The following is an 11,920-nucleotide window of genomic DNA, read 5'->3' on the forward strand; positions in this document are numbered from 1 at the left end:
TATTAGCCCCAGTTTCCCAGGGTTATCCCCACGCCCAGGGCAGGTTACTCACGTGTTACTCACCCGTCCGCCGCTCTGCACACCGATCCGAAAACCGGCGCCATCGCTCGACTTGCATGTGTGAAGCGCGCCGTCAGCGTTCGTCCTGAGCCAGGATCAAACTCTCCAACAATGCATGGAAAAAATCAAACCCCAGCACAACCCACACCACACCCCACAACAGAGGCACAATGCGAGTTGATACTCAAAGCAAAAAAGACAAGAAACAAACACACACACGCGTGCACAAACACTGTTGAATTCTCAAAGAACACACCCACCACCCACGCGGCAGGTCATTGCTCCGAAGTCCGGCGAATGCTTGTTCACTCACCGACCAAGCGGAACATCGATCACTCTAGCATCGGAACAAACCGGCGTTTCAGGGGGGTCCCTTTTTAACATCCGGAAGACCGGCGCCATACCGATCGAGTCTAGATTGTACAAGCAACCACGGAGCTCGAATCAATCAGCCTCGAGCCCCCGTAAGGATGTCTGCCTTCGCATTCTAGCAGCCGGAAAACATCCCGGATCAACGGGGCCCGCACCCGGGCCCGATCGATCGGAAAGGTCAACGCTCAAGGATTAACGAACACTCCCGCAGCGCTGACGGGATTGAATCTACCCCACGACACAGCCGACGTCAAATCGGCCGCACTTACCACCCGCTGAAACGAACCAGCTGGTCAAACGCCTCACCGTTACGAGGAGAAGCTTATTAGACCAACTCGACTCCCGCAGTGTGACGCTTGCCACGACGAACCACCAACCAGGTGCCGTGCAGCAGGTCCGCCATGCCCGGTGCCCAGGTGTCGTCGAGTACCTTGGCGTTGTTGACGTAGGCCCCGCCCTCGGCGATGGTACGTCTGGCCGCCTTGCGTCCCGTGACCAGACCGCTCTCCACGAGCACATCGACGATCGTCGGCTCGTCGCTCAGTCTGAGTCGCGCGGTTGGTATCTCGGCCATCGCCGATTCCAGGGTGTCGGCGTTCAGCAGGTTCAGGTCCCCACCTCCGAACAACGCACGGCTGGCGGCAGCCACCTGCTCGGTAGCCGTGGCCCCGTGCACCAGGGTGGTCAGTTCCTCGGCAAGCCTGCGCTGCCCGAGACGTTGCCGCGGGCGCTCCACCGTGGCGAGTTCCAGCTCCTCGATCTCCGCACGGTCCAGGAAGGTGAACAACCGCAGGTACTTGCCCACATCGGCATCGGCGGTGTTGATGAAGTACTGGTACCAGGCGTACGGAGAAGTCAGCGCCGGGTCGAGCCAGAGATTGCCACCGCCGGTGGACTTGCCGAACTTGTTCCCCTCCGCGTCGGTGACCAGTGGTGTGGTCAGTGCGTGCGCACTCGCACCGTCCTGTCGGCGCAGCAGGTCGACACCGGCGATGATGTTTCCCCACTGGTCCGATCCGCCCAGCTGCAGGGCCGTGCCGTAACGACGGTTGAGCTGTACGTAGTCGTTGGCCTGCAGCAGCATGTAACTGAACTCGGTGTAGGACATCCCGTCGGATTCCAACCGTCGCTTGACGGTTTCGCGTGAAAGCATCGAGTTGAGCGAGAAATGCTTGCCCACGTCCCGCAGGAACGTCGTTACGGGCAGGTTCGCGGTCCAGTGGGCGTTGTTCTCCATGACGGCCCCGGTCTCCGAGTCGTCGAAGTCGACGAAGAGCCTGAGCTGTTCGCGGATGCCCTCGGTCCATTCGGAGATGACGTTCTCGTCGTGCAGACTGCGTTCGCCCACGTCACGTGGATCACCGATCAAACCGGTCGCACCGCCTGCCAGTGCGAGCGGACGGTGTCCGGCGAGCTGAAAACGACGCAGGGTCAGCAGCGGAATCAGATGACCAGCGTGCAGGCTCGGTCCGGTCGGATCGAAACCGGCATACAGTGTGAGTGGCGGTGAATCGAGATCACGACGCAACGAATCGAGATCGGTGGACTGCGCGATGAGACCGCGCCAGGAAAGTTCGTCAAGGATGTGCTCACTCACGCTGCCAGTTTGGCTCACGCGGACGACACGATGTCGACGACCCCCTGGAATTCGAGTCAGGAGTCACGGGACGACCGCCTCGTGCCGGGCGAGGATTCGCGTCAGGCGACGAAGAGCCGGTGGAGTCGGCACATTCCGCTCAGCTCCCGCTCGTGACCCTACGCCGACCACCACGTCGATAGGAACTCACGGCGGGCGAACCGTGCACCCAGGAACGCCAGGGCAGCTCCGTGGCAGTGGAAACCCCGACTCTGGGACCACTGCGCACGTCCTCGTCCTCCACGGCACACCCCCGCAGCAACCGGATCGGCGAGTCGGGACGTGTCAGATCCGCGCCGTTGCACTCACGAGTGATTCCCAGCACCCCCGCGAGTCGAGCCGGCCCGCTGGCCAGTGCGCTCTCCTTGCGAGCCGCGGGACGACGACTGCGTGCCAGTTCCGCCCCCTCGATGATCTCACCGGCCCGTAGGAGCACCGCCGCGGGCTGCCCGTCGGTCAGGCAAACCACGTTGACGCAGAAGTGCATCCCGTAGACGAAGTACACGTAGAGATGACCCGCCGGCCCGAACATGACCGCGTTCCGTTCGGTACGCCCGCGATAGCAGTGTGATGCCGGATCGTCCTGGCCGCGGTATGCCTCCACCTCGACGAGCCGGACGCGAACCACACCCTGGGGCGAGTTCGAAACCAACTCACAACCGAGCAGGAAACGCGCCACGCGGAGCGGGTCACGTGCTGTCTCGGAGCGTGTCACCTCAATCACGACGAGCACACTACCGGGTGCCGCGCGGCGGAGAACGAACCGGAGCCGTGCCGGACCGGGGAATCCCCGACTCCGATCCGGCACGGCGGGAGGTTCACCCGGGGTAGCGGGAGGATTCGCTGTCCAGCCACGCGCGGTGTCGTGCCACGTGCTCATCGACCCGCCGAGCCTGCTCGGCGACGCGATCGGGAGCCGTGCCACCGCGTGAGTCACGTGCCGAGACCGCTCCTCGAACCGTCAGCACCTCACGAACGGCCGGCGTGAGCTCGGGATGTGCCCGGGAGAGCTCCTGCTCGGTCAATTCGTCGAGCCCGACACCACGCGACTCCGCGAGCCGTACGCACTCGCCGGAGGCCTCGTGCGCGACGCGGAACGGGACACCACGCCGCACCAGCCACTCGGCGATGTCGGTGGCCAGCGTGAATCCCGCGGGTGCCATCTCGGCCATCCGCTCGGTGTGGAAGGTCAACGTGCCGAGCATGCCCGCCATGGCGGGCAGTACCAGTCGCAGCTGGTGAACCGAGTCGAACAGGGGTTCCTTGTCCTCCTGCAGATCCCGGTTGTACGCCAGTGGCTGTGCCTTGAGGCTGGTCAGCAGACCGGTGAGGTTTCCGATCAGTCTGCCCGACTTGGCGCGAGCCAGTTCGGCCACGTCGGGATTCTTCTTCTGCGGCATGATCGAACTGCCGGTGGCCCAGGCATCGTCCAGTGTGATGTAGCCGAACTCCGCCGTGTTCCAGACGACGATCTCCTCGGCGATGCGCGAGAGGTTCACGCCGAGCATGGCCAGATCGAAGGCCGCCTCCGCGGCGAAATCGCGCGACGAGGTGCCGTCCATCGAGTTGTCCACCCCGTGCTCGAACCCGAGCTCGCTCGCTACCGCGTCGGGATCCAGGCCCAGTGAGGATCCGGCCAGAGCACCGGAGCCGTAGGGCGAGACGGCGGTGCGCTCGTCCCAGTCACGCAGTCGGGCGACATCGCGCAGCAGAGCCTGGGAGTGCGCGAGCAGGTGATGAGCCAACAGCACGGGCTGGGCGTGCTGGAGATGAGTACGCCCGGCGAGCACCGCGCTCGGGTGGGCGGCCGCCTGCTCGCCGAGGGCATCTATCACATCGAGTACGGCCGAGACGATGCCGCGCACCGCGTCACGCAGCCACATCCGGAACTGAGTGGCCACCTGGTCGTTGCGGGAACGCCCGGCGCGGAGTTTACCGCCCAGTTCGGTCCCGACACGTTCGAGCAGCCCGCGCTCCAGGGCGGTGTGCACGTCCTCGTCATCCGGCTCGGGCAGAAACCGTCCGGTACGCACCTCGGTGGCGAGCGTGTCCAGCCCCGCCAACATGTCTTCCAGCTCGGACTCGGTGAGCAGTCCCGCACCGTGCAGCACTCTGGCATGGGCTTTCGAACCCGCGATGTCGTAGGGCGCGAGCGACCAGTCGAAATGTGTGGACAGACTGAGCGCGGCCATGGTTTCGGAGGGGCCGGAGGTGAACCGTCCTCCCCAGAGCATGGTCGGATCCGACCGATCGCTGTCGGTGGCGGAATCGTCTTGTCGGGACATGCGGTTCTTCCTCGGGAAACGCGAAGCGGCACGGACAGGGCTGGACGGGCACCGGGGCGATGCCCGTCACGGCGGGGACGTTCAGTGGTACTGCTCGCGCTTGGCGGCGATCTTGCTGGGCAGACCCCACAGCTGCACGAAGCCCTTCGCCAGTTCCTGGTCGAAGCTGTCGCCCTCGTCGTAGGTGGCCAGGTTGAAGTCGTACAGCGACTGCTCACTGCTGCGACCGGTCACCACCGCGCTGCCCGCGTGCAGGGTCATCCGGATCTGACCGGAGACGTGGCGCTGCGTGTCCGCGATGAAGGAGTCCAGCGAGGTCTTCAGCGGCGAGAACCACAGGCCGTCGTAAACGAGCTCGCCCCAACGCTGCTGAACCGTGCGCTTGAACCGCGCGAGATCGCGCTCCAGGGTGACGGCCTCGAGCTCGCGGTGAGCAGTGATCAGCGCCAACGCGCCGGGCGCCTCGTAGATCTCCCGGCTCTTGATGCCGACGAGCCGGTCCTCGACCATGTCGAGCCTGCCCACGCCTTGGGCGCCCGCACGGCGGTTCAGCTCGGTGACCGCCTGCAGCGGGGTGACGGCTGTCCCGTCGATCGCCACGGGAACACCCTGGTCGAAGGTGATGACCACCTCGTCGGGGTCGCGCGACTGCGTCGGATCGGCGGTGTACGAGTAGACGTCCTCGATGGGCGCGTTCCAGATGTCCTCGAGGAATCCGGTCTCGACGGCCCTCCCCCACACGTTCTGGTCGATCGAGTAGGGGGACTTGTTGCTGACGTCGATCGGCAGGCCGTGCCGTTCGGCCCAGTCGATGGCCTTTTCCCTGGTCCAGGCGAAGTCACGAACCGGAGCGAGTACCTTCATCTCGGGGGCGAGCGCTCCGATGCCGACCTCGAAACGGACCTGATCGTTGCCCTTGCCGGTGCAGCCGTGCGCGACGGTGTCCGCACCGTGTTGCCGAGCCGCGTCGGTCAGGTACTTGGCGATCAACGGCCTCGAAAGCGCCGAGACCAGCGGATACTGGTCCATGTACATCGCGTTGGCCTGCAGTGCGGGCAGGCAGTACTGCTCCGCGAACTCGGCGCGCGCGTCGGCGACCACGGCTTCGGCCGCGCCGCAGGCCAGCGCTCGCTTGCGCACCGTCTCCAAGTCCTCGCCGCCCTGGCCGACATCGACGGCCACGGCGACGACCTCGGCGTTGGTCTCCTCGGCGATCCAGCCGATGGCGACTGAGGTGTCCAGTCCGCCGGAGTAGGCGAGTACGACCCGGTCGCTCATGATCATGCTCCTAGTACCTGTTGTGCTGGCTGTTGTCGGGTGCCTGTTCGACCGCGGTGTCCGTTCAGTCCGTCGTGGCGGCCGACTCGGGCTGTTGTGCGCCGAGCTCGCGTAACCGCTCGGCGAGTTGTTCACCGGTGAGTGGTTCACGGGCCACGACCAGCAGGGTGTCGTCACCCGCGATAGTGCCCGCCACCTCGTCCATCGACGATCTGTCGATGGCGCTGGCCAGGAACTGGGCGGCGCCGGGCGGAGTTCGCAGCACCGTCAGGTTCCCCGATCCCTCCGCGCTGACGAGCAGTTCGCCGAGCAGCCTGCTCAACCGTGCGGTTCCGCCCTGCACCCCCTGGATCGGGCTGCCGTCCTCGGGAATGACGTAAACGGGTTGTCCCCCGTCGGGTGCCCGGAGTTTCACCGCGCCCAACTCGTCGAGGTCACGTGACAGGGTGGCCTGCGTGACGTCGATGCCGTCGGCCGCGAGCAGCCTCACCAGTTCGGTCTGGCTGCGGATCTCGGAGCCGGTGACGAGTTCGACGATGCGCGCCTGCCGCGCCACTCGTGTGCTCATCGTCGCTGCACCAACCAAGTCAACAGCGCCTTCTGGGTGTGCAACCGGTTCTCCGCCTCGTCGAACACCGCACTGGCGGGGCCGTCCAGTACTTCGTCGGTGATTTCCCATCCCCGGTGAGCGGGCAGGCAGTGCAGCACCGTGGTGTCGGATTTGCCGGTGGCCTCCAACAGAGCGGAGTCGAGCCGGAACGGCCGGAAGGGCCCGACCCGATCCTTGCCGTCGTTCTCCTGCCCCATGGAGGTCCAGGAGTCGGTCGCGACCACGTCGGCCCCGGCGACGGCTTCCCGCGGGGTGCTCAGCACGCGGCTGGAGCCTCCGGTCTCGACGGCACGCTTGTGCGCCGCTTCGAGCACCCACTGCTCGGGTTCGAAACCCTCGGGTGCGGCGATCCGGATGTGCATCCCGGCGGTCGCTCCACCGATGAGCAGTGAGTGGGCCATGTTGTTGGCGCCGTCGCCGAGGTAGGTCAGGGTCAGCCCGGCGAGGGTGCCGTGCCGTTCCCGGACGGTCTGCAGGTCGGCGAGCACCTGGCACGGGTGGAACTCGTTGGTGAGCGCGTTGACGACCGGGATGTCGGATGCCGAGCTCATCGCGTCGATGCGTGCCTGTGCGAAGGTGCGCCACACCACGACATCGACATAGCGGCTCAGCACTCGTGCGGTGTCCTCTATCGTCTCTTCGCGGCCGAGTTGCATCGTGCGTGCGTCGATCACGACCGGATGGCCGCCGAGTTGGACGATCCCGGTTTCGAGGGAGAGGCGCGTCCTGGTGGATGTCTTCTCGAAGATGACCGCTACCGACTTCGGGCCCGCCAGGGGTGTGTTGTCGGTTCGGCGGTGTTTGAACTCGTCGGCCAGGTCGAGGATCTCGCGCTGCTCGACGGGTGTGAGATCGTCGTCACGCAGAAAATGACGCGGCATCAGTTCTTCCCTTCTCCGCGGGATGCTTCGGAGAGCACCTCGGCGAGATCGCGGACGAAATCGTTGGCCCGCTGGCCGTCCAGGATCAGCGGGGGCGCCAGCCGCAGGGTGTCCGGACGGACGGGATTGATCAGGTAGCCGCGCTCACGGGCGCTTTCCACCGCCGCGGGAGCGATGTCGTCGTTGAGCTCGACGGCCAGCAGCAACCCGGCGCCGCGCACCTCGCTCACCGCGGGATGCTCGAGACGCTCGACGGCGGCGATGATTTCCTTGCCCAGCCGGGCGACGTGCTTCAGCAGCCCTTCGGACTCGATGGTGTCGATCACCGCCAGCGCGGCGGCGCAACAGACCGGGTTCCCGCCGAAGGTGGTGGCGTGCTGGCCGGGTTCCAGCAGGAAGGCCGCTCGCCCCACTCCGATGCAGGCGCCGAGTGGCAACCCGCCGCCCAGCCCCTTGGCCAGGGTGATCACGTCCGGCACGATGCCGCAGCGCTGGAAGGCGAACCAGTATCCGGTGCGTCCGATTCCGGTCTGCACCTCGTCGAGGACCAACAGTGCGCCGTTGCGGTCGGCGATCTCCCGCGCGGATCGCAGGTATCCCTCGGGAGGGACGATCACGCCGGCCTCGCCCTGAATCGGTTCGAGCACGATCGCGGCGGTGTGCTCGTCGACCGCCTCATCGAGAGCGGTGACGTCCCCGAAGGGCACGTGTGAGACTCCGGTGGGCAGCGGTTCGAAGGGCCGCTGTTTGGCCGGTTGTCCGGTCAGCGCCAACGATCCCATGGTACGGCCGTGGAAACCGCCGTCCGCGGCCACGATGTTGGGACGACCGGTGCGCCGGGCGATCTTGAAGGCGGCTTCGTTGGCCTCCGAACCCGAGTTGCAGAAGAAAACCCTGCCGTTGTCGCCGACCCACGCCAGTTGGAGCAACCGCTCCGCCAGTCGCAGTTCCGGCTCGTGGCTGTAGAAGTTGGAGACGTGTCCGAGTTTCGCGATCTGCTCGGAAACTGCCGAGGTGACGGCGGAGTGGGCGTGGCCGAGGGCGGCCACGGCGATACCACCGAGCAGGTCCAGGTAGGTGTTCCCCTCGGCATCGGTAACCGTGCATCCCGAACCGCTGACCAGCTCCACCGCCGGCGTGCCGTAGGTGGGCATGATCGCTTCCCGCCAACGATGCGCGGCAGCGGAATTGCCCTGTTCCTGGGAAGACATCAGGCATCGTCCTTTCGTTGGGTCGGCTCGCCGGGAACGACCATCGTGCCGATACCCTCGCTGGTGAACACTTCGAGCAGCACCGAGTGAGCGAGTCGCCCGTCGATCACGTGAGCCCGGGGGACGCCACCGGTCACCGCCTGTAGGCAGGCCTCCATCTTGGGAACCATTCCGGAGGACAGGTTCGGCAGCAGTTCCGTCAGTCGCGCGGTGTCCAGTCGCGAGACCAGTGAATCCCGGTCGGGCCAGTCGGTGTAGAGCCCCTCGACGTCGGTGAGCACGACGAGCTTCTCCGCTTCGAGCGCGACGGCCAGGGCTCCGGCGGCGGTGTCGGCGTTGACGTTGTGCACCACACCGTCGGCGTCGGGAGCGACTGTGGAGATCACCGGAATGCGGCCGGTCTCGATCAGATCGAGCACGGCGGTCGGCTCGACCGATTCGACGTCGCCGACCAGCCCGATGTCCACCGGTTCGCCGTCCACCACGGCGTTGCGCCTGCGGGCGGTGAGCAGGTGCGCGTCCTCACCCGACATGCCCACCGCGTGCGGACCGTGCTGGTTGATCAGTCCGACGAGCTCACGACCGACCTGGCCGACGAGGACCATCCGGACCACATCCATCGTTTCCGGTGAGGTGACCCGCAGTCCGCCCCGGAACTCACCGGGCATGCCGAGCCGGTCGAGCATCTCGGTGATCTGCGGACCACCGCCGTGAACGACCACGGGGCGCAGTCCGGCCAGCCGCAGGAAAACCATGTCCTCGGCGAATGCCCGCTTGAGCTTTTCGTCGGTCATGGCGTTGCCGCCGTACTTGACCACCACGGTGGCACCGCGGAACCGCTCCAACCAGGGCAGTGCTTCGGTCAGCACACCGGCCTTCGCGGCGGCCGTGCTCAACCGTTCGTCGTGGCTCGTGCTGCTCATGTGGAATACGCGCTGTTCTCTTCGACGTAGTCGTGGGAAAGATCCGTGGTCAGCACGGTGGCGCCGTGGTCACCGAGATGCAGGTCGACCACGATCTCGATGTCTCGTCCGGAGAGATCCACCGTGTCGCGGTCGGCGACCGGGGTCCCCCGGGAGTAAAGCGTCACGCCGTTGGCGATGATCTCCATGGCCGAGGCGTCGATCGTGACCGCGGAGCGCCCCACGGCCATGGCGATGCGTCCCCAGTTGGGGTCGGAACCGAACAGCGCGGCCGAGACCAGGTTGTCCTCGGCCACCAACCGGGCGATGCTCACCGCGTCCTCCTCCGACGCCGCTCCGCGGACCGTTATGTCGATCGCCTTGGTGGCGCCTTCGGCGTCGTGTTGCAGTTGTCGGACGAGATCGCCGCAGACTCGGGTCAGCAGCTCGGTGAACTCGGCCTCGGCAGGAGCGAGTTCGGAGGCTCCCGAGGACAGCAGCAGCACGGTGTCGTTGGTGGAGGTGCCACCGTCGACGTCGAGCCGTTCGAAAGTGCCGCCGCAGGCCTGCCGAAGGGCTCGTTGCAACGTCTCGCCTTCGACACCGGCGTCGGTGGTGACGACCGCGAGCATGGTCGCGAGGTTCGGTGCGAGCATTCCCGCCCCTTTGACCATGCCGCCGATCGACCAGCCGTCGGGGTGGGTGAGGCAGACCTGTTTCGGATGGGTGTCCGTGGTCAGTACGGCGCTCGCGGCATCGGTGCTCGCCAGTTCGGTGTCGTCCAGTCCGGTCACCGCGGTGTCGAGGCCCTCCAGCAGGGCGGGCATCGGCAGTCGTTGCCCGATGAGGCCGGTGGAGCAGACACCGATCTCGATCGCACCAGTACCGAGCAGTTCAGCGGCGCGTTCGGCGGTGGCATGGGTGTCCTGGAACCCCTCCGGGCCGGTACAGGCGTTGGCACCACCGGAATTGAGCACCACGGCACGCAACTTCCGCTCTCGCAGCACCTGTTCGGACCACAGCACGGGAGCCGCTTTGACCTGGTTGGTGGTGAACACCCCGGCGGCCTGCTGCCCGGGACCGTCGTTGACGATCAGCGCGAGGTCGAGGGCGGCGCCGGACTTGATACCGGCGGCAACACCGCAAGCCCGGAAACCGCGCGGACCGGTGACACCGTTTCGCCTGTCCGCGGCCATGTCGTGCACGCCGACGTCGGTCGTCTCGTGACTCGTACTCAATGTTCTCCCTCGAAGTGCTCGACCACGGTGTGCCCGGCTCGGCGCAGCGTGTCCACGGCGTCCGGAAGTGCGTTCTCCCCGACGAGGATCCAGTCGGTGTCGAAGGTCGACAGCGTGAACACGCTGATCTCGCGTTCCGCCAGCGGGGACAGCACAGCGGCCAGGACACCGGTCAACGAGAAGTCCAACGGCCCGGCTATCTCCAACGCCCGGAAGGGGCCCTGGACGATCAAGGCCTCGGAGAGCTCGGCGACATCCCGGTAGGCGAACACCAGCGTACGGTCGTTTCCGGTGACGAGCTCGGCGTTGACGGGTCCGGAGGCGGGAAGTTCGGGAACGGTTCCCGGTTCGGGCGTGGCCACGGCGAGGGGCTGTTCGTGCGCTCGCAGGGTTAGTGCCGTCACGGCGCCATCCCCGCTGTGGGAAGACCAGTGGTCTCGGGAAGCCCCAGGGCGAGGTTCATGCACTGCACCGCACCGCCTGCCGTGCCCTTCGTGAGGTTGTCCTCGGCACCGACGGCGATCAGGCTTCCGGCGTCGTCATCGACGGCGACCTGCAGGTGCACGGTGTTGGCCCCGAGCGTGGCCGAGGTCTGTGGCCACTGCCCTTCGGGCAGCACCCGCACGAAGGGTTCCGCCTCGTAGAGGCGTGTGTAGCTCTGCCGCACCCGAGCGGGCTCGACCCCTTCCCGGAGTCGCGCGTTGCAGGTGGCCAGGATGCCCCGCGACATGGGGGCCAACATCGGGGTGAAGGAGACACGCACGGCTTCGCCTGCCGCCGCTCCCAGATTCTGGATCATCTCCGGGGTGTGCCGGTGCGCCCCACCGACGCCGTAGACGCTGGCCGATCCCATGACCTCCGCCGAGAGCAGATGAGGTTTGAGCGCTCGCCCCGCCCCGGAGGTCCCGGTCGCTGCCACGACCACCAGGTCGGGCTCGACCAGCCCGTCGAGCAGGGCGGGCAACAACGCGAGCGTGGTCACCGTCGGGAAACATCCGGGTACGGCTATCCGGTCCGCCTTGGTGATTCGTTCCCTCGCCCAGGGCAGTTCGGGCAGACCATAGGGCCAGCTGCCGGGATGTTCCCCGCCGTACCAGCGCTGCCACGCCGCCGGATCCTCGAGTCGGTGATCCGCTCCGCAATCGATCACCAGGGTGTCGTGGAGCTGACCGGCCAACACGTCGGAGTGCCCGTGCGGCAACGCGAGGAAGACCACGTCATGACCGGCGAGCACCTCGGCGTCGGTCTCACGGAGCGTCCTGTCGGACAGCTCGGTGAGGTTGGGGTGATGTTCCCCGAGCGTACTGCCGACGTTTCCCCCCGCTGTGAGAGCGCCGATCTCGACCTCTGGGTGTGCCAGCAACAGACGCAACAGCTCCCCGCCCGCATAGCCGCTGGCACCGGCGACCGCCACTCGTACAACCATGCGAATGATTATGCACTCTTA

At 66.4% G+C, this 11,920-nt stretch carries 11 protein-coding genes and 1 rRNA gene; all 12 read right to left on the reverse strand.

What is annotated here, in order from left to right; translation table 11 throughout:
- Positions 1-172, reverse strand: a 16S ribosomal RNA gene (locus BM150_RS17695); the annotation flags it as partial.
- A 585-nt stretch (positions 173-757) separates the two neighbouring features.
- Positions 758-2,029, reverse strand: a complete 1,272-nt coding sequence (gene tyrS, locus BM150_RS17700; RefSeq protein WP_092928436.1) for a tyrosine--tRNA ligase — start codon at positions 2,027-2,029, stop codon at positions 758-760.
- Positions 2,030-2,168: 139 nt separating this feature from the next.
- The gene (locus BM150_RS17705) at positions 2,169-2,783 is read right to left on the reverse strand and encodes a DNA-3-methyladenine glycosylase (protein WP_425427431.1); all 615 of its coding nucleotides are present in this window, start codon (positions 2,781-2,783) and stop codon (positions 2,169-2,171) included.
- Between the two features lie 103 nt (positions 2,784-2,886).
- Positions 2,887-4,353, reverse strand: a complete 1,467-nt coding sequence (gene argH, locus BM150_RS17710) for an argininosuccinate lyase (protein ID WP_092928437.1) — start codon at positions 4,351-4,353, stop codon at positions 2,887-2,889.
- 81 nt (positions 4,354-4,434) lie between these two features.
- Positions 4,435-5,631, reverse strand: a complete 1,197-nt coding sequence (locus BM150_RS17715) for an argininosuccinate synthase (protein ID WP_092928553.1) — start codon at positions 5,629-5,631, stop codon at positions 4,435-4,437.
- Positions 5,632-5,695: 64 nt separating this feature from the next.
- Entirely contained in the window at positions 5,696-6,199 is a 504-nt protein-coding gene (locus BM150_RS17720; protein WP_092928438.1) for an arginine repressor, read from the reverse strand.
- A complete protein-coding gene (gene argF, locus BM150_RS17725) occupies positions 6,196-7,122 on the reverse strand; it encodes an ornithine carbamoyltransferase (protein WP_092928439.1) in 927 nt (308 codons plus the stop codon). Before argF ends, BM150_RS17720 begins: the two co-directional genes overlap by 4 nt.
- Complete coding sequence (locus tag BM150_RS17730; protein WP_092928440.1) at positions 7,122-8,333, reverse strand: acetylornithine transaminase; 1,212 nt, start codon at positions 8,331-8,333, stop codon at positions 7,122-7,124. The genes argF and BM150_RS17730 overlap by 1 nt, the downstream gene beginning before the upstream one ends.
- Positions 8,333-9,256, reverse strand: a complete 924-nt coding sequence (gene argB / locus BM150_RS17735; protein ID WP_092928441.1) for an acetylglutamate kinase — start codon at positions 9,254-9,256, stop codon at positions 8,333-8,335. Before argB ends, BM150_RS17730 begins: the two co-directional genes overlap by 1 nt.
- Positions 9,253-10,431 (reverse strand): bifunctional glutamate N-acetyltransferase/amino-acid acetyltransferase ArgJ, encoded by a 1,179-nt coding sequence (argJ, locus tag BM150_RS17740; protein WP_092928554.1) that lies wholly within the window; start codon positions 10,429-10,431, stop codon positions 9,253-9,255. The genes argB and argJ overlap by 4 nt, the downstream gene beginning before the upstream one ends.
- Before the next feature lie 38 nt (positions 10,432-10,469).
- A complete protein-coding gene (locus BM150_RS17745; RefSeq protein WP_092928442.1) occupies positions 10,470-10,877 on the reverse strand; it encodes an ACT domain-containing protein in 408 nt (135 codons plus the stop codon).
- Positions 10,874-11,899 carry an N-acetyl-gamma-glutamyl-phosphate reductase gene (gene argC / locus BM150_RS17750; RefSeq protein ID WP_092928443.1) on the reverse strand — a complete coding sequence of 342 codons (1,026 nt, stop codon included), beginning with the start codon at positions 11,897-11,899 and terminating at the stop codon, positions 10,874-10,876. The genes BM150_RS17745 and argC overlap by 4 nt, the downstream gene beginning before the upstream one ends.
- Between the last annotated feature and the right edge of the window lie 21 nt (positions 11,900-11,920).

The organism is Actinopolyspora alba, from assembly GCF_900112765.1.
GTDB lineage: Bacteria > Actinomycetota > Actinomycetes > Mycobacteriales > Pseudonocardiaceae > Actinopolyspora > Actinopolyspora alba.

Excerpts from the sequence above, each read along its gene's own strand:
- argB (WP_092928441.1), bottom strand. The coding sequence starts at position 9,256 with ATGAGCAGCACGAGCCACGACGAACGGTTGAGCACGGCCGCCGCGAAG.
- argF (WP_092928439.1), bottom strand. The coding sequence starts at position 7,122 with ATGCCGCGTCATTTTCTGCGTGACGACGATCTCACACCCGTCGAGCAG.
- argH (WP_092928437.1), bottom strand. The coding sequence starts at position 4,353 with ATGTCCCGACAAGACGATTCCGCCACCGACAGCGATCGGTCGGATCCG.
- BM150_RS17715 (WP_092928553.1), bottom strand. The coding sequence starts at position 5,631 with ATGAGCGACCGGGTCGTACTCGCCTACTCCGGCGGACTGGACACCTCA.
- BM150_RS17730 (WP_092928440.1), bottom strand. The coding sequence starts at position 8,333 with ATGTCTTCCCAGGAACAGGGCAATTCCGCTGCCGCGCATCGTTGGCGG.
- argC (WP_092928443.1), bottom strand. The coding sequence starts at position 11,899 with ATGGTTGTACGAGTGGCGGTCGCCGGTGCCAGCGGCTATGCGGGCGGG.
- argJ (WP_092928554.1), bottom strand. The coding sequence starts at position 10,431 with ATGGCCGCGGACAGGCGAAACGGTGTCACCGGTCCGCGCGGTTTCCGG.
- BM150_RS17720 (WP_092928438.1), bottom strand. The coding sequence starts at position 6,199 with ATGAGCACACGAGTGGCGCGGCAGGCGCGCATCGTCGAACTCGTCACC.